This is a genomic window from Nocardia sp. NPDC050408 (assembly GCF_044458905.1).
Lineage (GTDB): Bacteria > Actinomycetota > Actinomycetes > Mycobacteriales > Mycobacteriaceae > Nocardia.
Genome location: NZ_JBITIL010000015.1, coordinates 178,835 through 200,531 on the forward strand (window position 1 = coordinate 178,835; position 21,697 = coordinate 200,531).

Genomic DNA, 21,697 nt, shown 5'->3' on the forward strand with positions numbered 1-21,697 from the left:
CGTGCTGTCCGACGCGGTACGAATCGAATTGGCCGATGAACTCGAGGCCGCCGAGCGCGATCGGGTCGGCATCGACCCGCTGATCGCCAGGCATCCGGATATCGATGTCGTCGACGCCTACGAGATCCAGCTGATCAATATCCGGCGCAAACTCGATAACGGCGCGAAGGTGGTCGGGCACAAGGTCGGACTGTCATCGCTGGCCATGCAGCAGATGATGGGTGTGGATGAACCCGATTACGGTCATCTGCTCGCGGATATGGAGGTCTTCGAGGATGTTCCGGTCGAGACTTCGCGCTATCTGATTCCGCGAGTCGAGGTCGAGGTCGGTTTTATCCTCGGCGCGGATCTGCCCGGCGAAGATTGCACCGAGGCCGATGTGCTCGCCGCGACGGTCGCCTATGCGCCGTCCATCGAGCTGATCGATTCGCGGATCAAGGATTGGAAGATCGGGCTGGCCGACACCATTTCCGATAACGCATCCTCGGCCGGTTTCGTGCTGGGTGCGGCGCGAGTCGCGCCGAAAGACCTGGATATCAGGGCCATTGACGCCGTGCTCACCCGAAATGGTGAGGTGGTCGCGCAGGGCCGCAGCGATGCGGTGCTCGGCGATCCGGTGATCGCGGTGGCCTGGTTGGCGCGCAAGGTCGCCAGTTTCGGGGTGCGGTTGCAGGCGGGCGACATTGTGCTGCCCGGTTCCTGCACCCGTGCCATCGATGCCCGCGCGGGTGATTCGTTCCACGCCGAGTTCGTCGGACTCGGTTCTGTCCGTTTGCAATTCAAATAGGAGGCTTGCCGTGTCCGAAACGGGGACCGTCACCGCCGCGATCGTCGGATCCGGCAATATCAGCACCGATCTGCTGTACAAACTGCTGCGCTCCACCACCGTGGAACCGAAGTGGATGATCGGAATCGACCCGGAGAGCGAGGGTTTGAAGCGCGCCCGCGGGCTCGGGCTGGAAACCTCGCACGAGGGCGTGGACTGGTTGCTCGCGCAGTCGGAACTGCCGGATCTGGTATTCGAGGCGACCTCGGCATATGTGCATCGGGCGGCCGCGCCGAAGTACGCCGAGGCCGGAATTCGCGCAGTCGATCTCACACCCGCCGCGGTCGGGCCCGCCGTGGTGCCGCCGGTGAATCTGGTCGGGGCGAATCTCGATGCGCCGAACGTCAATATGATCACCTGCGGTGGTCAGGCCACCATTCCGATCGTCGCTGCGGTTTCGCGCGTGGTGCCGGTGGCCTACGCCGAAATCGTCGCGTCGGTATCGTCGGTGTCCGCCGGACCGGGCACCCGCGCCAATATCGATGAATTCACCAAGACCACCTCGCGTGGTGTGGAGACCATCGGTGGTGCGCAGCGCGGTAAGGCCATCATCATTCTGAACCCGGCCGAACCGCCGATGATCATGCGCGACACCATCTTCTGCGCCATTCCCGAGGGTGCCGATACCGATGCGATCGCGGATTCCGTCCATCGGATGGTCGCCGATATCCAGAAGTACGTGCCCGGCTACCGGTTGCTGAACGACCCGCAATTCGACCCGCCGTCAGTGGTTTCCGGTGGAATGGCGAAGGTATCGGTCTTCGTCGAGGTCGAGGGTGCGGGCGATTTCCTGCCGCCGTACGCGGGCAACCTCGACATCATGACCGCAGCCGCCACCCAGGTCGGCGAGGTCATGGCACAGCAGATTCTGTCGGCCCGGGTGTAAAGGAGCTCAACCATGGCATATTCCGCAGAACTCGACATCCGCGTCACCGATACGTCGCTGCGTGACGGTTCGCATCACAAGCGCCACCAGTTCACCGCCGACGATGTGCGCAATATCGTGACCGCGCTCGATGGCGCCGGTGTGCCGGTCATCGAGGTGACACACGGCGACGGCCTGGGCGGCTCGTCGTTCAACTACGGCTTCTCGCACACTCCCGAGCAGGAACTGGTCAAGATTGCCGCGGAAACGGCGAAGCAAGCCAAGATCGCGGTGCTCATGCTGCCTGGCGTGGGCGTCAAGGAGGACATCAAGATCTCGCAGGACAACGGTGCGTCGATCTGCCGCATCGCCACGCACTGCACCGAGGCGGACGTATCGATCCAGCACTTCGGGCTCGCACGCGAGCTGGGTCTGGAAACCGTCGGCTTCCTGATGATGTCGCATACCCAGCCGCCGGAGGCGCTGGCCAAGCAGGCGCGCATCATGGCCGATGCCGGATGCCAGTGCGTCTACGTGGTGGACTCCGCGGGTGCGCTTGTGCTCGAACAGGTTTCGGACCGGGTGGCGGCGCTGGTCGCGGAACTCGGTGAGGACGCCCAGGTCGGCTTCCACGGGCACGAGAACCTGGATCTGGCGGTCGCCAACTCGATCTATGCGGTTCGTGCCGGTGCGAAGCAAATCGACGGCAGCGCAAGGCGATTCGGTGCAGGTGCCGGTAATACGCCGGTCGAGGCGTTCGTCGGTGTCTGCGACAAGCTCGGTGTCAAGACCGGTATCGATTTCTTCGCGATCGCCGATGCTGCCGAGGATGTGGTGCGGCCTGTCATGCCGCAGGAATGTCTGCTGGACCGCCAGTCTCTGATGATGGGCTATGCGGGTGTGTACTCCAGCTTCCTGAAGCATGCCGAGCGTCAGGCCGAGCGTTATGGGGTTTCGGCGGCTGAAATGCTGGTGCGTGCGGGCAAGCGCAAACTCGTTGGCGGCCAAGAGGATCAGCTGATCGATATCGCGCTCGAACTTCAGCGTGAGGCGTCTGTGTCCGCCTGATAGTTCTCCGCGAAGGCCGTGACCGGTTCGGTCGCGGCCTTTCGCGTTTACGGGCAGCGGCTCGACCCGTTCGATCTGGTCCGTCGCTGTGACGGCGCGATCGGACGTTGGGTGTATTCGGCAACAGGCTCTATCGGTTCTGCGAGGACCCACTGGATATGCGGCAGGTGAACATTCGAATTCGGGGGTCGCGGATGGGTAGGGGAATCGGCGATCATGATTCGTGATCTGTCCGCATTGCAATGCCAACCTGTTGCGCAAGGAGCGCGGCGGTCGGCGCTGTTCGACGTGTAAGCGGGCATTCGCGCTCGAACCGAAGGAAAGTCCGCTCGGGCTGCACGATATCCGGATCCGCAAGCTCGCCGAGCGGCTTCCTCGCAGAGGAATTGCCGGACAGCGCCTCCTGCACATCGCTCCCATAATGCACTCGGTGTCAGCTGCGATTCGATCAGCACCAGTCCGCTGGCCGCACACCACCATCAGCACCTCGTCCCGTCGTCGCATGCCTGGTGCGTCCCTCGCATATCCAGCTGCGCAGTGCCTGTTGCCGATTGTGGCGGATTTCGGCCTGACACAAGTCGTGCCGCTATTTCAACGGCCGCCCCGCAATCATGCTCAGCCGGAAGTGATTTGATCGCCCGAGTGTGGCGATGATGTGACGGAATGACGGCCCGGCGGCGCATTCGGCAACCGCCTCTGCAACCTGTGCGTGCTGGCCATGCGTGTGCGACAGCCGATTCGGGGTTCGAGGTGCCGATTTAATTCGGTTGCGATCGTGTGGGGGCGTGCCTACCTTGAGTACATCGCAGTTCAGGGGAAGGACCCGGTAATGACCACCAAGGCGAAATTCGAGGAGCGCACGCGCTCGTTCGATGCTGCCCTGGAAAGTGCTCTGTTCCAGAGTATTCGGTCCGATACAGCGTGCGGCCCATGACATGGATCTCTAGTGTCACAGGGTCGCACCGGGCGAATGCCGGGGAGCGGCCCTTCTTCATTTCCGGCGCAGTTGCTCTGCTGGAATGGGCAACCTGACTTTCATTCAGGGACCACGTCGGTTCGATTCCGATCTGCGTCACACCCGTTTAGCTCAATGGTTGAGAGCGCCTTTCTGATACGGAGGAGATGGGAGTTCAATTCTCTCAACGGGTATCCCTGGCCTCGTGCTCTGTTGGTTGAGCACTCTGATTGTCGATCAGAACGACGCGGGTTCGATTCCCGTCGAGGTCGCGATGCGCCTGTAGCTCAGCTGGTAGAGCTGCGGACTCTTAATCCGAAGGTCGTAGGTTCGATCCCTACCGGGCGCACGACCAGGAAAGTCAACCAGACGGGCGTCTGGGATCGCTTGCTAAGCGAATCGAGGCCCAACGGCCTTGGGGATCGTGCCCTCGTCTTTCCGCCACCCTCACCTCGGAAAGTCATGCGGACCGGCGTCCGTCACCGTCTTGAAAACGGCTGGTCCCATGCGAATGGGATGGGGATCGACACCTCGGCTTTCCATCACCTGTTCGGCGCGCGCATACCGTCCAGCGTGACATCCAACATGTGATCGGCGGCCTCGGGCACCGTTTCGCAGGCGACCCCGATCCCGTGGCCGAATCTGAGCAGATCGCGCGGCTCGATATCGCGACGGATATCGCCCGAATCCTGTGCCGCCTGCAGCAGCGCGGCCGCCGCGTCGGAGATCATCGATCGACATAGGGTGAAGGTTGGTGAACCCTTGTCCATACCGGCCTTCATGGTGGTCGCCAGGCTGCGGTTGGCCATCACCCAGTATACCTGTTCGCGCAGCCACGTTTCGAAAGCCGCGGCGGCAGAATGGGTTTCGAGCAGATCGTGGGCACGGGCGCTCAATTGCTCGATGCTGGAACGGTATACGGCTTCGATCAGCACCTCGCGGCTCGGAAAGTGCCGGTAGAGCGTGCCGATACCGACACCGGCGCGGCGGGCGATCTCTTCCAGCGGGGTGTCCGGGCCTTGTTCGGCGAATGCCTGCTGAGCGGATGTCACGATCCGCTCATAGTTGCGCCGTGCGTCCGCGCGCATCGGCCGTCCTGTCGACGGTGCTGCCATATTCCCTCCACTGGAAAACGGAAGGACCCTCCAGATAGGCTTGCGTAAGTGGAGGAACCCTCCATATGATAGCTCTATCGGAAGCGGAGGCTCCCTCCGTTTGAGTCCCATTCGATGGAGCGTTCTTTGTCCACCACCATGTCCGCGGACACCCGTGTGCCCGCAATCTCCAGCGCCGGTCGGCTGCGACCCGGCATTGTGCTGGTCACGCTGCTGACCTGCCAATTGATGATCATCCTCGACATCACGGTGATGAATGTGGCGCTGCCGCGCATCCGCACCGACCTGCACTTCAGCGCGACCAACCTGTCCTGGGTGATGAACGCCTACACCCTGGTCTTCGGCGGTCTGCTGCTGCTCGGCGGCCGCGCGGGCGATCTGTTCGGCCGCCGCAACCTGTTCATCGCCGGCACTGCCCTGTTCACGCTGGCCTCGCTGGCTGGCGGGCTGGCACCGTCGGCCACCTGGCTGCTCATCGCCCGTGTTGTGCAGGGCATCGGCGGGGCGATGGCCGGTCCAAGCACCCTCGCGCTGCTGACCACCACATTCAGTGAACCCAAGGCCCGGATGCGCGTGCTCGCGCTGTTCTCCGGCATGTCCAGTGCGGGTTTCGCGATCGGTCTCATCGTCGGCGGCCTGCTGACGGAATGGCTGAGCTGGCGCTCGGCGCTGTTCATCAATGTGCCTTTCGGCCTGGCTGTCGTAGTGCTCGCCCTGCGCTACTTGCCGGACGCTGGGTCGGATTTGCGGCGTTCGCGGGTCTCTCCGTGGTTACGCTCCGCTGCCGCCTCCGCGCCCGACGCTCGCGCCGCCGGGGGGCAACCCGCCCGCCTCGACCTGCCCGGCGCGGTCACCTCGACGGGCGGTGTGGCCGCGTTGGTCTACGGCTTCATCAGCGCCGCATCACACGGCTGGAGCGATGCGGGCACCGATATCTGGCTGGCTGTCGGCGCGGCACTGATCGCCGCGTTCCTGACCATCGAGGCGCGCACGGCCCAGCCCCTGCTGCCGCTGCGGCTGTTCGTCGATCGCAATCGCGCCGCGGCCTACGCCAATATGTTCCTCGGTCCGATGGCCGGTATGTCGATGTTCTTCTTCCTCACCCAGTATCTCCAGGAAGTGCGCGGATTGAGTGCGCTGGCAACAGGTTTCGCATTTATGCCGACCGCGCTGATGATGTTCACCATGATCCGGCTGATCCCGCGGCTGCTGCCGCGCTTCGGTCCGAAACCGGTGACGGTAATCGGCACGCTGCTGATGGCGGCCGGATTGGTCCTGCTGACCCGGCTGACGGTCGACACCGCATACTTCCCGATGCTGTTCATCGCAATGATTCTGATAGGAAGCGGTATCGGCCTCGCCTTTTCGCCGCTCAATGTGATCATCATGTCGAGCGTTGCACCGACCGAGGCCGGTGCCGCGGGCGGCGCGCTGCAGACGCTGCAGCAGACCGGTGCCTCCCTCGGCCTCGCCATTCTGGTCACCATCTTCGGCACCGCCGCCCGTGATGCCGGAGGTTCGGCACACCACGCACTGGTCAGCGGCATTACCACCGCCTTCGCCGGTGCCGTGGTCATCGCCGCCCTCACCTTCGTGGTCGCTCTAACCTTCCGTAGCACTCGCGCCGCGGAATGAAATATGGCCCCACCCGGTCGATTCCGGGCGGGGCCATATTTTCTACAACCAGGTGTCCAGCGTAGTCGTGGTGAGGAAATGCTCCAGGTCGTGCCGCCAGGGAGCCGGGACGGTCTTATCCGGTTCGATGGCGGTGTACTGGCCGCGATAGAACAACAGCGGCCTGCCGGAGGTGGTCGACTCCGACAGGGCCAGCACTCGGCCGATCACGATGTAGTGATCGCCGCCGTCGACGACGCTGTCCACCTTGCACTGGATGGTGGCCAAGGCGTCGTCCAGGAGCGGGAGCTCCAGGTCCGAAGTGTGCCAGTTGGTTTCGGCGAACTTATCGGGTTCGCGGGAACCGAAGCGGGCACACAGTTGCTGCTGTTCCTCGGCAAGGACGTTCACACAGAAGCCGCCGGATTGTTCGATGGCCGCCCAGGACCGGGAGGTCTTGGTCGGGCAGAACAGCACCAGGGGCGGGTCCAGGGACAGGGCGGCGAAGGATTGGCAGGCGAACCCGATCGGGGCGCTGTCGGTATCGAAGGTGGTTATCACCGTGATGCCGGTGCAGAACTGCCCCAATACATTTCGGAACTGCCGCCCGTCGATCGCGGGATATTCGTCGGTCGTCATCGTCGCTGCCGCTCGCTCACGGCTGCCGCTGTCCAACCGTGAAGTCGTGACCCCACAGGCTGACCGCGGTGGATTCCCGTGCGATCCAGTCGGCGTCGTCGACTTCCAAACCTTCACAACCGAATTCGACGTCGAATCCGCCCGGTGTCTTCATATAGAAGGACAGCATCTTGTCGTTGACGTGCCGACCCAGCGTCGCCGACATCTTCACCTTCTTGCGCAGTGCGCGATCCAGGCAGAGCCCGACGTCGTCGGAGCCCTCCACCTCGAGCATCAGGTGCACGATGCCGCTCGGGGTGGGCATGGGCAGGAAGGCCAGTGAATGGTGGCGCGGGTTGCAGCCGAAGAAGCGTAACCAGGCCGGTTCACCGTCGGCGGGCCGCCCGACCATCTGCGGTGGCAGCCGCATCGAATCGCGCAGCCGGAAGCCGAGCACATCGCGGTAGAAGGTCAGCGCCGCCGCATCGTCGGAGGTACTGAGCACCACATGGCCGAGTCCCTGTTCGCCCGTGACGAATCGGTGTCCGTATGGGCTGACCACGCGCCGATGTTCCAGTGCCGCACCGTGAAACGCCTCGAGGGTATTGCCCGAGGGATCCTCGAACGAGATCAACTCGTAGACCCGGCGATCGGCCTTCTCCTGTGCGGTGCCCTCCTTGAACGGCACTCCGGCGGCGTCCAGTCGGTCCCGAATATCTTGCAGCTCAGCGGCATTGGCCGTCTCCCAGCCGGAGACCTGTAGCTGATCCTTCTCGCCCGGCGAGATGACGAGCCGAGCCGGGAAGTCGTCCATGCGCAGATACAGGGCCTCGGGGTTGCTGCCCTTGCCCTCGATCATGCCGAGCACCTTGAGCCCGTATTCACGCCAGGCGGCCATATCGGTGGCCTCGATGCGCAGATACGCCAGTGATCGAATGCCCATCACTTCTCCTTCACACCGGCAAGGAAATCCGTTGCCAGCCGGTTGAATTCGTCGAATTTCTCCAGCTGGGCCCAGTGCCCGCAACCGCCGAAGACGTGCAGCTGCACCCGTGGAATCATCTTCGTCGCGACCAGTGCGCCGTCGAGTGGATTCACCCGATCTTCCCGGCCCCAGATGAGCAGCACCGGCTGGCGCAGCTTATAGGCGTCGCGCCAGATCATGCCCTGCTCGAAATCGGCTCCGGCGAAGGACTTTCCCATCGCCCTGGTCGCGGCCAGCGCCTCGGGCGTGCTCGCCGAGGCGAAGCGCTCATCGATCAGTTCGTCGGTGATCAGCGACTGATCGAAGACCATGATCCGCAAGAATGCCTCCAGGTTCGCCCTGGTCGGCTCATAATTGAACTTCGCGAGGTTCTTCACACCCTCGGTCGGATCCGGTGCGAACAGGTTGACACTCAACCCACCCGGACCCATCAGTACCAGCTTGCCTGCCCGACCCGGATAGTCCAGCGCGAAGCGCACCGCGGTACCGCCGCCGAGCGAATTGCCCAGCAGGTGCACGCGTCCGGTGATCTCCAGCGCATCCAGCAGATCCTTCAGCGCGGAGGCGCTGTGCACGAAATACTGCGGATGCTCGGTGGGCTTATCCGAGAGCCCGAAGCCCGGCTGATCCACGGCGAGCACATGGAACTCGCGTGCCAGCACCGGGATATTGCGGGCGAAGTTGGACCACGAGGAGGCGCCGGGCCCGCCGCCGTGCAGCAGCACGATCGTCGGGCCGTTGCCCACTCCAGCCTCGTGATAGTGCAGGCGCAGATCGGGCCGCACCTGCGCGTATCGCGAGGTCGATTCGTAGGTGAGTTCGGTCGTCGCAGTCACAGCTGCGCCTCGCCGGCGCTCGGTTCCGCTGCGACTGCTAGTGCTGTGTTCATGGTGCCCTCGCTGCGCTCGGCCACGACTAGACCATGCCGTCGGTAACCGGAAGCCCGAATTCGTGCGTGCCGTACATGACATAGGCGCGCTCGGGATCGTTGGCCGCGTGTACCCGCCCGGCGTGCGCGTCACGCCAGAAGCGTTGCAGCGGAGTGCCGTTCGCGAGTGCGGTGGCGCCGGAGGCCTCGAAGAGCTTATCGATCGAAGCGATCGCCCGGCCGGTCGCGCGCACCTGGTCCCGGCGGGCCCGCACACGCAGATCGAATGGAATCTCCTTGCCCGCCGCCAGCAGTGCGTATTCGTCGGCGACATTGCCCGACAGCTGACGCCAAGCCGCATCGATATCGCTGGATGCCTCGGCGACGCGCACCTTGGTGAACGGATCGTCCTTGGCCTTCTCGCCGGCGTAGGCCGCGCGCACCCGCTTACCCTGATGCTCGACATGAGCGGCGTACGCGCCGTAGGCCATGCCGACGATCGGTGTGGAGATTGTCGTGGGATGGATTGTGCCCCAAGGCATCTTGTACACCGGGTCGGTGTTCTGTTCCAGGCCGGGGGATTTCAGCTCGCTCATCGCCCGGAAACTCAGGAACCGATGCTTCGGCACGAAAACATCCTCCACCACAACGGTATTGGATCCGGTGCCGCGCAGGCCGACCACATTCCACACATCATCGATGCGGTAGTCGGTGCGCGGGATCAGGAAGCTGCCGAAGTCGACCGGCTTACCGTCCTTGATCACCGGACCGCCGAGCACCGCCCAGGTAGCGTGATCCGAGCCCGAGGACCAGGCCCACGCGCCCTTGACGAGATAGCCGCCGTCGACGACCGTGCCCGCGCCCATCGGAGCGTACGACGAGGAGATCCGGACCTCGTTGTCCTCGCCCCACACATCCTCCTGCGCCTGCTGGTCGAACAATGCGAGGTGCCAGTTGTGCACGCCGACGATGCCCGCCACCCAGCCGGTGGAGCCGCACGCGCTGGCGAGCTTGCGAACCGTGTCGTAGAACACGACTGGGTCGGCCGCGTGGCCACCCCACTGCTTGGGCTGCAGCAGGCGGAAGAAGCCGGTCTCCTGCAGTGCCTTCATCGATTCGTCGGGGATGCGCCGCAGGTCCTCGGCCTCCTGCGCGCGCTCGCGCAGCGTCGGCAACAGTGCTTCGACCCGTTCGGTCACTTCTTGCGTCATCGCGGGACCTGCTCCTGCCTGGTCGGATTGGTAACCGGTACTCATTTGCCTCTGAGACTAGAACAGGTTCTTATTTCTGTCGAGAACGGGTGACCATAAGGGGCATTCGTCACCGATTCGCAGGTGGTCGACGGAATCGCTGGCGTGGAACGCGACATTTTTGTAACGTGTTCTAGTACAGAAGGAGGAGGAATCGCGATGGCAGTTACCCCACAGGGGAGCGGTGCGAAGGGAAGGGGGATGGCAGGAGGCGCAGCCGACGGGGTGGGTAAGCACCGCGAGCTCGATGTCGGCTCCGCGCCCACCCGATATGCGCGGGGATGGCATTGCCTCGGATTGGCGAAGTCGTTCCGCGACGGCAAGCCGCATGCGGTCGAGGTGTTCGGAACCAAGCTCGTCGTCTGGGTCGACAGCAATGACGAACTCCGGGTGCTGGACGCCTACTGCAGGCATATGGGTGGCGACCTGACCATGGGTGAGGTCAAGGACGGCGATATCGCCTGCCCGTTCCACGACTGGCGCTGGTCCGGTACCAGTGGCAAATGCACCGCGATTCCCTATGCGCGGCGCGTGCCGCCGCTGGCACGGACCCGCAAATGGACCACGCTCGAGCGCAACGGCCAGTTGTTCGTCTGGCACGACGTCGAGGGCAGCCAGCCGCCGCCGGAGGTGACCATTCCGCACATCGTCGGCCCGTACACCGACGCGGACGGCAACCCGAGCGAACAGCTCGACAGCGGGTGGACCGAATGGACCTGGAACTCCCTGCTGATCGAGGGCGCGAACTGCCGCGAGATCATCGACAACGTGGTGGATATGGCTCACTTCTTCTATATCCACTTCGCCTTCCCGACGTACTTCAAGAATGTCTTCGAGGGGCATATCGCCACCCAGTTCCTGGAGACCAAGGGTCGTCCCGATATCGGCATGGCCTCCAAGTACGGCGGCGACACCCTGCTGAAGTCGGAGGCGTCGTATTTCGGGCCCTCTTACATGATCAACCCGCTGGTCAATATCTACAGCGGATACGAGGTGAAGAGCGTCCTGATCAACTGCCACTACCCGGTGACGCAGGATTCGTTCGTGCTGCAGTGGGGTGTCTCGCTGGAGAAGCCGAAGGGCGTCGACGGTGAGGTGGCCGATAAGTTGGCCGCGAAGATGACCGAAGGCATCAGCGTCGGATTCCTGCAGGATGTCGAGATCTGGAAGCACAAGTCCAAGGTCGACAATCCGCTGCTGTGCGAGGAGGACGGTCCGGTCTACCAGCTGCGTCGCTGGTACGACCAGTTCTATGTGGATCTGGCCGATGTGACCGACAAGATGACCCAGCGCTTCGAATTCGAGGTGGATACCACCAAGGCGAATGAGGCGTGGGAGGCGGAGGTCGCCGAGAATCTGCGGCGCAAGCGGGAAACGGAAGCGGAAGCAGGAGTCTGATGGCGCCAACCTGGGCGAAAGCACCCGACTTCGCCGACCAACCGGCGCGGCGGGCCGAAGTGCAGGCCCAGACCGTCGTCGACAAACAGCGCTATCTGGAGGAGGGACTGACACCGCTGCGGTGTCAGTCCTGCCAGAGCGAGGTGCTGGTGCGCAAGAGTTCCTCGCACCAGACCTCGGTGCAGTGGACCGAGAATCCGGCCGCGCGCTGCCCGGTTTTCGCCCGACTGAGCGCGGAGGGTCACGGGCCGGGGCGTCCGGAAACCTGTGCGCAACTGGAGAAGACGATCAAATGGGCCGTCGACGAGGGTGTGTTGGAAGTCCGCGAGTAGCCGGGTGTGCCGCTCGCCGAATCAGTCGAGTCGGAAATCCGCGAAGTCGAATCCCGGCGCGACTATGCAGCTGACCAGCACGTACTCATTACCTGCCGGCCGCGCGGCCTGACTGACCCCGCCCGGCACCACGGCCTGCAATACCTGCCCGTGCTCGACATCGGGCCCGAGGACAAGCTCCTCGCCCCCGATGTCGAGCACCAGCGGCCCACCCCGATGCCACAACCACAGCTCATCCGAGCGCACCGTATGCGGTGCTGACCGCTCACCGGGCATCAGCAAAAAGTAGATCCCGGTCGCACTCGCCCGCTGCCCCGGATACCCCTGCGGCGTGAATTCCACCGCACTACGCCAGGTTTGCCGATACCATCCACCCTCCGGATGCGGTTCCAGATCGAGTGCGACGGCAAGCGGCGGTCGTTTATCGGTCATTCCCCGACTATGCCCGATCGGCCTACTCCCGGGACCCGGTCACTAGATGCGGCGAGGGCGCGATAATCGATGGTTTCGTCGATCGGGACGGCATTCGTATGTGCTCGACGGTCTACTGCCTGGTCGGCAGCAGACCGCACGGAGTAGCAGAACTCCAAACTCGACGCAGACAGCCGGTCGCTGGGTCAGAAGAGGGTGGGTTCGCCGAAGCCGGGGGTGCGTTCGATTTCCAGGAGGCGTTGTTTGGTCGTGATGCCGCCAGGGGCGGAGAAGCCGGTGAGGGTGTGGTCGGCGGCCAAGACTCGGTGGCAGGGGATGATCAGGGGGATCGGGTTGCGCCCGAGGGCCTGTCCGACGGCTTGGGCCGCACCCGGTGCGCCGATGCGGTCGGCGACCTGGCCGTAGCTGAGGGTGTGGCCCGGATCGATGGCGCGGGTCACTTCGTAGACGGCACGGTGGAATTCCGGAATTCCATTGGTGCTCACCGGAATCCAGCGCAGATTGTCGAGTTCGCCAGCGAGGTGGGCCTGGATGCGGACGATGGCATCGGCTATCGGGCCGGTTGGTTCGACCTCCGGAATTTCCTCGGAGTCCGGAATTCGGCTGCTGCGACGCATGATCCGGGTCCGCGTCGTGGCAGGGCTCGCCTCCGGCAGTCCGAATCGGAATACGGAGTCCTCGGTCCAGGCGATCGCGCAGGTGCCGATCGCGGTTTCGAACAGCGCCGACCCGGTGACCGGGCGAGCGGAAGCACTCATACGGTCAGTGTGCACTTCGGGTCCGACATCCTCGAGCAGTCAAGTCCAGTTCTCAAAAACTGGCCTGGACGCCACCGATGGTCGGCTTCACTGCTCCGCAACTCGCGTTCGAGATCCGGCGCTGCGGATGCGCGAGGGCCGAAGCATCCGGATCCGGCACATCATTGCGTCCGTAGATCGCCGCGAGATCCGCGTATTGGCGCTGGTTTTCGTAGTAAGACGGCGACCGGTCGGTCAGTGGTCCCGGCGCGTGGAACCGTTCGAGGCGGAAGGCCTCGCTCGGGCGTCGCGGTGCGAACCGATGGATGAGATAGCCGAAGGCGGCGACGACGAGCAGGGCGGCGAGGGCGGTCATAGAAGTCAGCGTGCGCGCACTGGCCTTGCCATTAAATATCCACTTGGCTAATACTGGACTTTATGTCGACGAGAGTTATCGGTGCCGCCAGCATTGCCCGCGATCTGGGCAGTTGGCGCAGTGCGGATGAGAACGGCGAACCGGGGGAGCGCCGGTCGACGCGTCCGGCCTATCTGGCTCTCGCCGAAGGTATCCGCCTGCTCATCCACGACGGCCGCGCACCGCTCGGCGTCGCATTGCCCAGCGAGCGCGACCTCGCCGCGACCCTCGGCGTCAGTCGCACGACCATTACCTCCACCTACAGCCTGCTGCGCGAACATGGCTATCTGATCAGCCGCCAGGGCTCACGCAGCACCGTCGCCCTCCCACGCGACGTGCAGCACGACGGCACCAAACCGGCCCGCAGCATTCTCGCGATGATGGCGCAACCGGAACTGCCGACCATCGATATGACCTATGCCGCCATGGCTGCGCCGCTCGAGATGCAAGAGGCGTACTCCGTTGCACTGCAAGGCCTTCCGGCCTACCTCGGCACGCACGGCATGGATCCGGTCGGTGTGCTCGCGCTGCGCGAGGCACTGGCCCGCCGCTACACCGAGCGCGGCCTGCCCACCGAACCCGACCAGATCCTGGTCACCCTGGGTGCCCAGCACGGCCTGCGCCTGCTGCTCAATGTGCTCACCGCGCCCGCGGCCCGCGTGCTCATCGACCACCCGACCTACCCGAATGCCATCGAGGCGATCCGCGATGTCGGCGCCCGCCCGGTGCCGGTGCCGCTGCGTCCCGAAACCCCGGAGTCCGGCTGGGATCTCGACGGAATCCGCAGTGCCGCACGGCAAACCGCGGCCACCCTGGCCTACCTGGTGCCGGACTTCAACAACCCGACCGGCCTGCTGCTCGACGCCGACGGCCGCTCCGAACTGACCGCCATCGCCCGCGAAACCCGGATGACCGTGGTGATCGACGAGTCGATGGTGGACCTGAGTCTGACTGACCGGACCGCGCCCCCGCCGGTCGCGGCCTTTGCCAAGGGCAGCGAGATCATCACCATCGGCTCGGCCTCGAAATCCTTCTGGGGTGGTCTGCGCGTCGGCTGGATACGCACAAACCAAACACTGATCACGAAGCTGCTCGGCATCCGCTCCACCGTTGACCTCGGCACGCCCGTCATGGATCAGTTGGCCACCATCCACCTGCTGGAGAATGCCGGCACCATCCTCACTCGCCGTCGCGACCAACTGCGCGCCCAGCGTGCGGCCCTGCTCGCCACGCTCGGCGAAGAGCTCCCGGACTGGCGCACGATTGTCGGCGACGGCGGCATGTCGGTCTGGGCGCAGCTACCGGCTCCGGTCTCGACGGCACTGGCCGCAACCGCCCCCAACCACGGTGTATTGCTCGCCGCCGGACCGAGATTCGGTGTCCAGGGTGCCTTCGAACGCTTCATCCGACTGCCCTTCACCCACCCCGAGCCGGAACTGCGCCTGGCGGTGAAGTCCATCGCCGCCGCCTACGAAGCCCTCACTCCCCGCGCCGCCGACCCCCTCCAGCCCCTCACCTGTTACTGATAACCGCTCGCATAGCGAATGGCTATCTCGCGCAAGGTATACGGTAGGCGAGGTAGTGACCGGGAGCCGAGCGGTGATGTGGGGCATGATCGACGGTATGGGACCTGATGCGGGACCGAGTGTTCCTGAGAATGTTGATGACTTCCGTGTGCTTGCGCGTGCACGGTTGGGCGAGTTCCCGCATACCGAGGTAGCCGATGCGCCGGGTATTCGTCGGGCGGCGGTGTTGTTGTGCGTGGTGGCCGTGGACGGTCCGACGTCGGTGCTGGTCATCAAACGCGCGTATCGCGGGCGCAATGCCGGGCAATGGGCGCTCCCGGGTGGTCGGGTCGACGACGGGGAAACCGTTGAGCAGGCGGCGCTACGCGAGTTGCACGAGGAACTCGGACTGTCCGCAAGCTCGGCCGATCTACTCGGCAGGCTCGACGACTTCCCCGCAGCATCGGGCTTCGTCATCACTCCGATCGTGGCGGCTCTCACCGACGCATCCGGACTGCGGCCCAGTCCGGACGAGGTCCACTCGGTTCATCAAGTGCATCTCGCCCGGCTCGCCGCCGACGATGTCCCACATTGGGTCCATCCCAAAGATGCTGTGCGACAAAAGGATCTGCGCGTCGATGCTCCTTCGGTCGCCTACGACGGCCCTGGTCTGCTACAGATGCGCCTCGCCGAAAACATGACCATCCACGCACCGACCGGTGCGATGCTCTGGCAGTTCCGCGAAGTCGTACTACTCGGCCGGGCTGCCGACGCCGCCCGCATCGCACACTTCGCCCAGCCCGAGTGGACCCGCAACTAGCGTAGACGCTCCGCCCCTCCTGCCCCGGGCGTGCACGTATCTCGCGGTGCGCACGAATTCCCGTGGCGCGCACGAATTCCCGTGGCGCGCACGAATTCGCTGGCGAAAATATGCGCGGCGCGTGAATCAGTGCGCGGGAGCAGTTGGAGTGCGCCGCGGAGGGCGCTGGCGACGAGGTGTCAGTCCGCCCAGATGGATTCGATCGGCGTCGCCTCGCTTGGCGGCGGGGTGGGCGTACTTGCGGGGGTGCGGGAGAAGCGGGGAGCCGGCGCATGCTGGACGACACCGTCGATCTCGATCAACCCGGTGCGCGCGACAATGTGCGGATTCTGTTCTGCCTCAGTGAAGGTCAACACCGGTGTCGTGCACGCATCGGTGCCGTCGAAGATCGCGGCCCACTCGTCCCGGGTCTTGGTCTTGAACTTCTCCGTGAACAGCTTCTTCAGCTGATCCTGACCATTCGGATCGAGCTGCGCCGGAAGACCTTCGGGATCGATTTCCAAGCCCTGCAACAGTTCCGCGTAGAACTGTGGCTCGATCGCCCCGACCGCCATGTACTTTTCGTCCGAGGTTTCGTAGGTGTCGTAGAACGACATCCCGGTATCGAGCAGGTTGGTGCCACGCTCATCCGACCACAGGCCCACACCGCGCATACCCCAGATCATGTGCGAAAGGGCAAGTGCCCCATCGATCATCGCCGAATCGATGACCTGCCCCTTACCGGAACTCTGTCGCTCGATCAGGGCCGCGAGAATGCCGAATACCAGGAACATCGAGCCGCCACCGAAGTCGCCGACCATATTCAGCGGCGGCACCGGACGCTCGCCCTTGCGGCCGATGGCGTGCAGCACACCGGTCAGCGAAATGTAGTTGATGTCGTGTCCGGCGCGATCGGCCAGCGGGCCGTGCTGACCCCAGCCGGTCATCCGGCCGTAGACCAACCGCGGGTTGCGCGCGAGCACGGCATCCGGGCCGAGGCCCATGCGCTCGGTGACGCCGGGTCGGAAGCCCTCGAGCAGCACGTCGGCCTTCTCGGTGAGTGTGAGCACCTTCTCGATATCCGCCGGATCCTTCAGGTTCGCCTCGACGATGGTGCGCCCGCGCCACTGCGGGCGCTCCATGAAGCCGGGCAGCATATTGGGGCGCTGGACCCGCACCACATCGGCGCCGAGGTCGGCCAGCAGCAGCGCCGCATGCGGACCGGGGCCGATACCAGCCAGCTCGATGACCCTGATGCCCGCGAGCGGGCCCTGCTTGGCGGTGGTTGGTGTGCTCACGCCCTACCTCGGTTCGTCGTTGATCCAGCGCTCCCCGGGAGCGACCCGAGGCTGTATTGACAGTATGACAATAACGCCGAAGCTATACCCGAGACGGGTTCGCGAGCCCCAAGGTGGAGTTGAGTCGATAAGCCCCACCGCGGCCGTGGAATACCGCCATCAGCAGTGCGCCGACCAAAGCTGCGCCGATACCCGCGTAAGCATGTGCGGGCAGGTCAGCCCAGTATCCGATCACGGCCGCGAGCGCGAGTCCGAACGTGCCCGCCACCGCATTGCGCAGTGGATCGTTACCCCACACATTCGGAAATTGTTCGCCGATCATGCCTTTGACGAAATGCGGTACCGCATTCGCGCCGAACAGTCCGGCGAGTGCGGACAACAGAATTGTGTGCCACATGATGATCCTCTTTCGGTCAACGGTTGTAGACCGAAAGCTAGCATGGCAGTTGACTTGGGTCAACGTCCGTAGACTGAGCCCATGAACTCCCGCCCTCGCAGCCGCGCCGAGCAACGGCAGAGCACACAATCCCGGATCCTTGATGCGGCCAAGCGGCTGTTCGCGGAGGTCGGCTACGACCGGGCCACCATCCGTGCCATCGCCGCCGAGGCGCAGGCCGATCCCGGACTGGTGATGCGCTATTTCGGGTCGAAAGACAATCTCTTCGCCCAGGCCTCCGGTTTCGAACAGGAAGACCTGGTCACCGGCACGCCCGAAGAGGCGGCCGAGCAACTGCTAGCAGCGCTCGAAAACAAACTCGCCCAGCACCCCACCGACGCACTCGCCGCGATCCGTTCCATGTTCACCCATCCCGACGCCGCCGCCGAAGTACAGCTCGCCATGGTGTCCCGGCAGCGGCAAGCCGCCCAGCACCTCACCGACGACGACGCGGACCTGCGTGCCGGGCTGATCGGCGCGATCACCATCGGCACCGTCATCGGTCGACACCTACTCCAGCTGGACGGACTACGCGACGCTCCGCCCGAGCGCATCACCGCCCTGCTCCGCGAAGCCTTCCACGACATCGCCTGCGGCCCAACGGCAGCAACTCCCGAGCCGTGATCGAAACAACACTTGAACCCGACGTAACGTCAGGTTTTAGCGTGGGTGGTGCACGTCGACAGGAGGGCGCGTTGACCGAGCGGGTATGGCGGGTCGGAGAGTTGGCCCGGGAGACCGGCGTGACGGTGCGGACGCTGCACCATTACGACCGGCTCGCGCTATTGGTGCCGTCGTCGCGAACATCGGGCGGGCACCGGTGCTATACCCGGGACGATGTCCGGCGGCTGCATCGCATTGTGGCGTTGCGGGGCTTCGGGTTTCGGCTCGAGGACATCGCGGCCGTCCTCCGCGCAGAACCCGATCAGGACCCACGCGAGCTGGTAAGGCAGGAGTTGGCGTTGGTCGAGGACCGCATCACCCGGGCCACCGGACTGCGGGACCGCCTGCTCGATGTGCTCGACGGCCTCGACCACGCGGTCGAGCCATCGACGTCGCAATTCCTGCGATTGATCGAGGAGACCATCACGATGAACCAACCACTGACCCCGGAAGAGTTCGCCCGGCTGACGCGGCAGCGCGAAGAATATGCGCGGCAGTTGAGTTCGGAAGAGCTTGCGGCTTTGACGAAACGGCGGGAGGCGGCCTTCGCGGCGATGAGCCCGGCCGAACGCGAGCGATTGCAAGCCGCACGCGCACAGATGATTCCGCCGGGCACCGAGATCACCGGCCGAGCGATGCCTTCGAGCATCCCGGACGCGTGATTGCCGTCTTGGTCGTGGTCGCCGATGCCGCCGTGCCGAACTTGGTCCGGCGAGGTCGGTGACATGAGCTCTAGCTCAGGGCGTAATCCAAATCGCTCAGCAAATCCTCGACATCCTCGAGCCCCACCGAGATGCGGACGACGCCATCGGAGAGGCCGATGGTGGCGCGGCCTTCAGGGCCCATGGCGCGGTGGGTTGTGGTGGCGGGATGGGTGATGAGGGTTTTGGAGTCGCCGAGGTTATTGGAGATATCGACGATGCGCAGGCGGTTGAGCACCTCGAAGGCGCGCTTCTTGGCCTCGTCCTCGGATGCGTTCAGTTCGAAAGTGACCACGGTGCCGCCACCGCTCATCTGGCTGGTCGCCAGGTCGTGCTGCGGATGCGACTCGAGGTACGGGTAGCGCACCCACGAAACGGATTTGTTGCTCTCGAGGAAGCGCGCGATGCGCAGGGCGGATTCGGTCGAGTGACGCACGCGCAGCGGCATGGTCTCCAAACCCTTGAGCAGGGTCCATGCGTTGAACGGGCTCAACGCCGGACCGGTATGGCGCATAAGGGTTTTCACCGGACCGTCGATGTAGTCCTGGGCGCCGAGGATCGCACCACCGAGCACCCGGCCCTGACCATCTATGTGCTTGGTGCCCGAATACACCAGTACATCGGCACCGAGTTCGAAACCGCGCTGCAGCAGCGGCGTGGCAAAGACGTTGTCCAGCACCACTTTCGCGCCAGCGGCATGCGCGAGCTCGGTCACCCGGCGCACGTCGACCAGCGTCTGCATCGGATTGGCCGGTGTCTCGAAGAAGACGGCCTGGGTCGGCACCGAAAGCGCCTGCTCCCACTGATCCAGATCATCACCGTCGACGAAAACCGTCTCCACACCCCAGCGCGGCAGAATCTCGTTGCACACCACGAAGCACGAGCCGAACAGGCTGCGTGCGGCCACAAGTCGATCACCGGCGCCCAAAAGGGCACCGAGCGCGGTGAATACGGCGGACATACCGCTCGCGGTCGCGAAACATGCTTCGGCGCCGTCGATCAGACGCAGCCGCTCCTCGAACATGGCGACGGTCGGGTTGCCGTAGCGGGAGTAGACGAAATGCTCGATTTCGCCGGTGAATGCGGCCTCGGCCGCCTCGGCGCTCTCATAGACGAATCCGGAGGACAGATACAGCGCCTCGGCGGTTTCCTCGAATCCCGAGCGGCGCAGGCCACCTCGCACGCCGAGCGTCGCGGGACCGACACCTTCGGGCAGGGGCTTGTCGAACGCACCACCAGTGATCATGACTGCCGCCACGGCAGGCCGATGGCGCGCCAGCCGGCGCCGCCGCGATGTCCGAACTCGTCGATCGGGCCCTCGAAGCCCTCCAGCACATTGAACGACGGGGCGATACCGGCCCCGGTAGCGGCCACCGCCGCACCAATCGAACGCTGTCCGGAGCGACAGAGAAAGACGACGGGCGCCGCCGGATCGCGACCCTCCAGCGCGTTGGTCAGCTGCTCGACGAACTCACCGTTGCGGGCGCCGTTGCTGTCGACCCATTCGATCAGCACCGTCGGCCGGTCGATCGAACTCGTATCCGGCACACCGACGAAACGCCATTCGGCCTCGGTGCGCACGTCTACCAAGACGGCTTCGGGGTTGTCCTGCAATAACTCCCACGCCTGCTGTGGGGTGATGTCACCGGCATATGTCATGCGATCCTCCTGTGAATCCACGCTTGCCGCACCTGGGTTTCGGTGCGCGGCCAGGTCGTCACCCGGAGCACCCCACCGCGGAGGAGGGTTGCCGACCAGCCAGCCGGGGCTTGGCGCTGGTACTCATGACCTGAAAATGAGATTGCCTGGGCAGGTGCCGCCGTGTCAAACCCCAGTTCGCGCCGCGCATAAGTAATCAACCGCAGACGATCCAGCGGTCTTGGGAACGGGTCAGATTCCAGGTTGCCGGGGTCTCCCGGCCGTCGACCGCGATGGTCACCGTCGCCTTGGCCTTATCGCCGTCGACCATCGAATTCTCAATCTTGGTGACCTTGATCGACTTTCCGGCCGCGGCCCCGCCGAACTGCCCTGCGAGTGGCGTCTTGCTCTCGTCGAATCCTTGACAGGCCACGCCCGGCGGGGGTGTGTTGTCGGTGGTGGCGCGTGCTTCCGCGTAGCGCTGCACCGCGGCCGCGATCTTGTCCGATTCTGTGACATTTTTCTCAGCGGGCGAAAGCACCGCTCCGAGCACGATCGCGAGCAGCACGACAGCGGCGAATACGGCGGCCGCGATGAATGGCGCGATGGAGCGACGATCGGTCTGATCGACCTCGATTACGGGTTCTTCATCGGTGCCATGCTGCTCTGTCATGGGTCGATCATCCCTGGTGGACGGCGGTATCCGGCACTCGGCCCCGCGCCGGGCCCCGATACCCGCGACGCGAGGATTTGATAGATGTCCGCAGAGCGGGTAGTCACGGTAGGTGGGCCGGGGCCGCAAACACCCGGTGTACGCACCGCCGCAGGGTGCGCGCTATGCCACCGATAGAATCGCGACATTGCGGCCTGCTGTCATAGCCGAGATGGCCGCCTGTTCGCATCGGCAGATGCGATCGAGAGGGTGCGTCAAGTTAGCCTAAGCTAAGACTGACGCCGTCAATTATTTCGACCATAAGGGTGCGCGTAAGAGATGACCGAACACAGTGCTGAGTCGACTAGCGGTGCGCGCCGAGCTGCCTCCTCCGGGCCTGACGCACACACAGGGCCCCGCCCGCTTCGGATCGCGATCGTGGGCGCGGGCCCGGCCGGTATCTACGCCGCCGACGCGTTGATGAAGTCCGATGCCGAGGTGAGCATCGACCTGTACGAGCGCATGCC

The 21,697-nt window shown here is 64.5% G+C and carries 24 protein-coding genes, 4 tRNA genes and 1 riboswitch; of the genes, 15 read left to right on the forward strand and 13 right to left on the reverse strand.

Annotated elements, in window-relative coordinates; all coding sequences use genetic code 11:
• Position 1: 1 nt before the first annotated feature.
• From ACIBJI_RS32200 to ACIBJI_RS32230, 7 genes are all read left to right on the forward strand, one after another.
• Complete coding sequence (locus ACIBJI_RS32200; protein WP_364357504.1) at positions 2–787, forward strand: 2-keto-4-pentenoate hydratase; 786 nt, start codon at positions 2–4, stop codon at positions 785–787.
• 10 nt (positions 788–797) lie between these two features.
• Entirely contained in the window at positions 798–1,712 is a 915-nt protein-coding gene (locus ACIBJI_RS32205) for an acetaldehyde dehydrogenase (acetylating) (protein WP_364357501.1), read from the forward strand.
• A gap of 12 nt (positions 1,713–1,724) precedes the next feature.
• Positions 1,725–2,759: a 4-hydroxy-2-oxovalerate aldolase gene (gene dmpG / locus ACIBJI_RS32210; RefSeq protein WP_364357498.1), complete on the forward strand. Its 1,035-nt coding sequence runs from the start codon at positions 1,725–1,727 to the stop codon at positions 2,757–2,759.
• A 999-nt stretch (positions 2,760–3,758) separates the two neighbouring features.
• Positions 3,759–3,834: transfer RNA gene (locus ACIBJI_RS32215), tRNA-Glu, on the forward strand.
• Position 3,835: 1 nt separating this feature from the next.
• A tRNA-Ile gene (locus ACIBJI_RS32220) sits at positions 3,836–3,908 on the forward strand.
• A gap of 5 nt (positions 3,909–3,913) precedes the next feature.
• Positions 3,914–3,986: transfer RNA gene (locus tag ACIBJI_RS32225), tRNA-Asp, on the forward strand.
• 4 nt (positions 3,987–3,990) lie between these two features.
• Positions 3,991–4,063 (forward strand) — tRNA-Lys (locus ACIBJI_RS32230).
• Between the two features lie 193 nt (positions 4,064–4,256).
• On the opposite strand, the gene ACIBJI_RS32235 is transcribed toward ACIBJI_RS32230, so the two are convergent.
• On the reverse strand, positions 4,257–4,829 hold the full coding sequence (locus ACIBJI_RS32235) for a TetR family transcriptional regulator (RefSeq protein ID WP_397087070.1): 573 nt from the start codon (positions 4,827–4,829) through the stop codon (positions 4,257–4,259).
• Between the two features lie 126 nt (positions 4,830–4,955).
• Between ACIBJI_RS32235 and ACIBJI_RS32240 the strand changes: the two genes are divergently transcribed.
• A complete protein-coding gene (locus tag ACIBJI_RS32240; RefSeq protein ID WP_397087072.1) occupies positions 4,956–6,464 on the forward strand; it encodes an MFS transporter in 1,509 nt (502 codons plus the stop codon).
• Positions 6,465–6,506: 42 nt separating this feature from the next.
• Here the strand turns inward: ACIBJI_RS32240 and hsaB are convergent, their stop codons facing one another.
• The 4 genes from hsaB to hsaA all read right to left on the reverse strand — a co-directional run bounded on the left by hsaB (position 6,507) and on the right by hsaA (position 10,125).
• Positions 6,507–7,082, reverse strand: coding sequence for a 3-hydroxy-9,10-secoandrosta-1,3,5(10)-triene-9,17-dione monooxygenase reductase subunit (gene hsaB / locus ACIBJI_RS32245; protein WP_364357489.1), 576 nt, complete (start codon positions 7,080–7,082; stop codon positions 6,507–6,509).
• A gap of 16 nt (positions 7,083–7,098) precedes the next feature.
• Entirely contained in the window at positions 7,099–8,004 is a 906-nt protein-coding gene (hsaC, locus tag ACIBJI_RS32250) for an iron-dependent extradiol dioxygenase HsaC (protein WP_364357485.1), read from the reverse strand.
• The gene (gene hsaD / locus ACIBJI_RS32255) at positions 8,004–8,882 is read right to left on the reverse strand and encodes a 4,5:9,10-diseco-3-hydroxy-5,9,17-trioxoandrosta-1(10),2-diene-4-oate hydrolase (RefSeq protein WP_364357482.1); all 879 of its coding nucleotides are present in this window, start codon (positions 8,880–8,882) and stop codon (positions 8,004–8,006) included. Before hsaD ends, hsaC begins: the two co-directional genes overlap by 1 nt.
• A 79-nt stretch (positions 8,883–8,961) precedes the next feature.
• Positions 8,962–10,125, reverse strand: a complete 1,164-nt coding sequence (hsaA, locus tag ACIBJI_RS32260; RefSeq protein ID WP_364357479.1) for a 3-hydroxy-9,10-secoandrosta-1,3,5(10)-triene-9,17-dione monooxygenase oxygenase subunit — start codon at positions 10,123–10,125, stop codon at positions 8,962–8,964.
• Positions 10,126–10,365: 240 nt separating this feature from the next.
• On the opposite strand from hsaA, the gene ACIBJI_RS32265 reads away from it, so the two are divergent.
• Together ACIBJI_RS32265 and ACIBJI_RS32270 are read left to right on the forward strand one after the other, a co-directional pair.
• Complete coding sequence (locus ACIBJI_RS32265) at positions 10,366–11,562, forward strand: Rieske 2Fe-2S domain-containing protein (RefSeq protein ID WP_396957662.1); 1,197 nt, start codon at positions 10,366–10,368, stop codon at positions 11,560–11,562.
• Entirely contained in the window at positions 11,562–11,894 is a 333-nt protein-coding gene (locus ACIBJI_RS32270) for a hypothetical protein (protein ID WP_396957660.1), read from the forward strand. Before ACIBJI_RS32265 ends, ACIBJI_RS32270 begins: the two co-directional genes overlap by 1 nt.
• A gap of 21 nt (positions 11,895–11,915) precedes the next feature.
• Here the strand turns inward: ACIBJI_RS32270 and ACIBJI_RS32275 are convergent, their stop codons facing one another.
• The 3 genes from ACIBJI_RS32275 to ACIBJI_RS32285 all read right to left on the reverse strand — a co-directional run bounded on the left by ACIBJI_RS32275 (position 11,916) and on the right by ACIBJI_RS32285 (position 13,439).
• Positions 11,916–12,326, reverse strand: a complete 411-nt coding sequence (locus ACIBJI_RS32275; RefSeq protein ID WP_396957658.1) for a cupin domain-containing protein — start codon at positions 12,324–12,326, stop codon at positions 11,916–11,918.
• A 185-nt stretch (positions 12,327–12,511) separates the two neighbouring features.
• Entirely contained in the window at positions 12,512–13,084 is a 573-nt protein-coding gene (locus ACIBJI_RS32280) for a methylated-DNA--[protein]-cysteine S-methyltransferase (protein ID WP_396957656.1), read from the reverse strand.
• Between the two features lie 52 nt (positions 13,085–13,136).
• Positions 13,137–13,439: a hypothetical protein gene (locus tag ACIBJI_RS32285; RefSeq protein ID WP_364357464.1), complete on the reverse strand. Its 303-nt coding sequence runs from the start codon at positions 13,437–13,439 to the stop codon at positions 13,137–13,139.
• 62 nt (positions 13,440–13,501) lie between these two features.
• On the opposite strand from ACIBJI_RS32285, the gene ACIBJI_RS32290 reads away from it, so the two are divergent.
• Both ACIBJI_RS32290 and ACIBJI_RS32295 read left to right on the forward strand, forming a co-directional pair.
• On the forward strand, positions 13,502–15,004 hold the full coding sequence (locus ACIBJI_RS32290) for a PLP-dependent aminotransferase family protein (protein ID WP_396957654.1): 1,503 nt from the start codon (positions 13,502–13,504) through the stop codon (positions 15,002–15,004).
• Between the two features lie 55 nt (positions 15,005–15,059).
• Complete coding sequence (locus ACIBJI_RS32295) at positions 15,060–15,803, forward strand: CoA pyrophosphatase (protein ID WP_364357458.1); 744 nt, start codon at positions 15,060–15,062, stop codon at positions 15,801–15,803.
• A 179-nt stretch (positions 15,804–15,982) separates the two neighbouring features.
• Here the strand turns inward: ACIBJI_RS32295 and ACIBJI_RS32300 are convergent, their stop codons facing one another.
• Positions 15,983–17,080, reverse strand: a complete 1,098-nt coding sequence (locus ACIBJI_RS32300; RefSeq protein ID WP_396957651.1) for a CaiB/BaiF CoA transferase family protein — start codon at positions 17,078–17,080, stop codon at positions 15,983–15,985.
• An 82-nt stretch (positions 17,081–17,162) separates the two neighbouring features.
• Positions 17,163–17,477, reverse strand: coding sequence for a hypothetical protein (locus ACIBJI_RS32305; protein WP_364357452.1), 315 nt, complete (start codon positions 17,475–17,477; stop codon positions 17,163–17,165).
• A gap of 81 nt (positions 17,478–17,558) precedes the next feature.
• Between ACIBJI_RS32305 and ACIBJI_RS32310 the strand changes: the two genes are divergently transcribed.
• Entirely contained in the window at positions 17,559–18,140 is a 582-nt protein-coding gene (locus ACIBJI_RS32310; protein ID WP_397087075.1) for a TetR/AcrR family transcriptional regulator, read from the forward strand.
• A gap of 71 nt (positions 18,141–18,211) precedes the next feature.
• On the forward strand, positions 18,212–18,841 hold the full coding sequence (locus tag ACIBJI_RS32315; RefSeq protein ID WP_397087077.1) for a MerR family transcriptional regulator: 630 nt from the start codon (positions 18,212–18,214) through the stop codon (positions 18,839–18,841).
• 70 nt (positions 18,842–18,911) lie between these two features.
• On the opposite strand, the gene ACIBJI_RS32320 is transcribed toward ACIBJI_RS32315, so the two are convergent.
• The 3 genes from ACIBJI_RS32320 to ACIBJI_RS32330 form a co-directional block, all read right to left on the reverse strand.
• Positions 18,912–20,126 (reverse strand): O-succinylhomoserine sulfhydrylase, encoded by a 1,215-nt coding sequence (locus tag ACIBJI_RS32320; RefSeq protein WP_364357443.1) that lies wholly within the window; start codon positions 20,124–20,126, stop codon positions 18,912–18,914.
• Positions 20,123–20,539 carry a rhodanese-like domain-containing protein gene (locus ACIBJI_RS32325; RefSeq protein ID WP_364357440.1) on the reverse strand — a complete coding sequence of 139 codons (417 nt, stop codon included), beginning with the start codon at positions 20,537–20,539 and terminating at the stop codon, positions 20,123–20,125. The genes ACIBJI_RS32320 and ACIBJI_RS32325 overlap by 4 nt, the downstream gene beginning before the upstream one ends.
• 14 nt (positions 20,540–20,553) lie before the next feature.
• Positions 20,554–20,670, reverse strand: a riboswitch (SAM riboswitch).
• Positions 20,671–20,735: 65 nt separating this feature from the next.
• Positions 20,736–21,191, reverse strand: a complete 456-nt coding sequence (locus ACIBJI_RS32330; protein ID WP_364357437.1) for a hypothetical protein — start codon at positions 21,189–21,191, stop codon at positions 20,736–20,738.
• 318 nt (positions 21,192–21,509) lie between these two features.
• Between ACIBJI_RS32330 and ACIBJI_RS32335 the strand changes: the two genes are divergently transcribed.
• Positions 21,510–21,697 (forward strand): FAD/NAD(P)-binding protein (locus tag ACIBJI_RS32335; RefSeq protein ID WP_364357434.1); only part of this gene is annotated, 188 nt, incomplete at its 3' end.

Coding starts and splice junctions, on each gene's coding strand:
- dmpG (WP_364357498.1), top strand. CDS start 1,725: ATGGCATATTCCGCAGAACTCGACATCCGCGTCACCGATACGTCGCTG.
- ACIBJI_RS32235 (WP_397087070.1), bottom strand. CDS start 4,829: ATGGCAGCACCGTCGACAGGACGGCCGATGCGCGCGGACGCACGGCGC.
- hsaB (WP_364357489.1), bottom strand. CDS start 7,082: ATGACGACCGACGAATATCCCGCGATCGACGGGCGGCAGTTCCGAAAT.
- hsaC (WP_364357485.1), bottom strand. CDS start 8,004: ATGGGCATTCGATCACTGGCGTATCTGCGCATCGAGGCCACCGATATG.
- hsaA (WP_364357479.1), bottom strand. CDS start 10,125: ATGACGCAAGAAGTGACCGAACGGGTCGAAGCACTGTTGCCGACGCTG.
- ACIBJI_RS32265 (WP_396957662.1), top strand. CDS start 10,366: ATGGCAGGAGGCGCAGCCGACGGGGTGGGTAAGCACCGCGAGCTCGAT.
- ACIBJI_RS32270 (WP_396957660.1), top strand. CDS start 11,562: ATGGCGCCAACCTGGGCGAAAGCACCCGACTTCGCCGACCAACCGGCG.
- ACIBJI_RS32275 (WP_396957658.1), bottom strand. CDS start 12,326: ATGACCGATAAACGACCGCCGCTTGCCGTCGCACTCGATCTGGAACCG.
- ACIBJI_RS32280 (WP_396957656.1), bottom strand. CDS start 13,084: ATGAGTGCTTCCGCTCGCCCGGTCACCGGGTCGGCGCTGTTCGAAACC.
- ACIBJI_RS32285 (WP_364357464.1), bottom strand. CDS start 13,439: ATGACCGCCCTCGCCGCCCTGCTCGTCGTCGCCGCCTTCGGCTATCTC.
- ACIBJI_RS32290 (WP_396957654.1), top strand. CDS start 13,502: ATGTCGACGAGAGTTATCGGTGCCGCCAGCATTGCCCGCGATCTGGGC.
- ACIBJI_RS32305 (WP_364357452.1), bottom strand. CDS start 17,477: ATGTGGCACACAATTCTGTTGTCCGCACTCGCCGGACTGTTCGGCGCG.
- ACIBJI_RS32310 (WP_397087075.1), top strand. CDS start 17,559: ATGAACTCCCGCCCTCGCAGCCGCGCCGAGCAACGGCAGAGCACACAA.
- ACIBJI_RS32320 (WP_364357443.1), bottom strand. CDS start 20,126: ATGATCACTGGTGGTGCGTTCGACAAGCCCCTGCCCGAAGGTGTCGGT.
- ACIBJI_RS32325 (WP_364357440.1), bottom strand. CDS start 20,539: ATGACATATGCCGGTGACATCACCCCACAGCAGGCGTGGGAGTTATTG.
- ACIBJI_RS32330 (WP_364357437.1), bottom strand. CDS start 21,191: ATGACAGAGCAGCATGGCACCGATGAAGAACCCGTAATCGAGGTCGAT.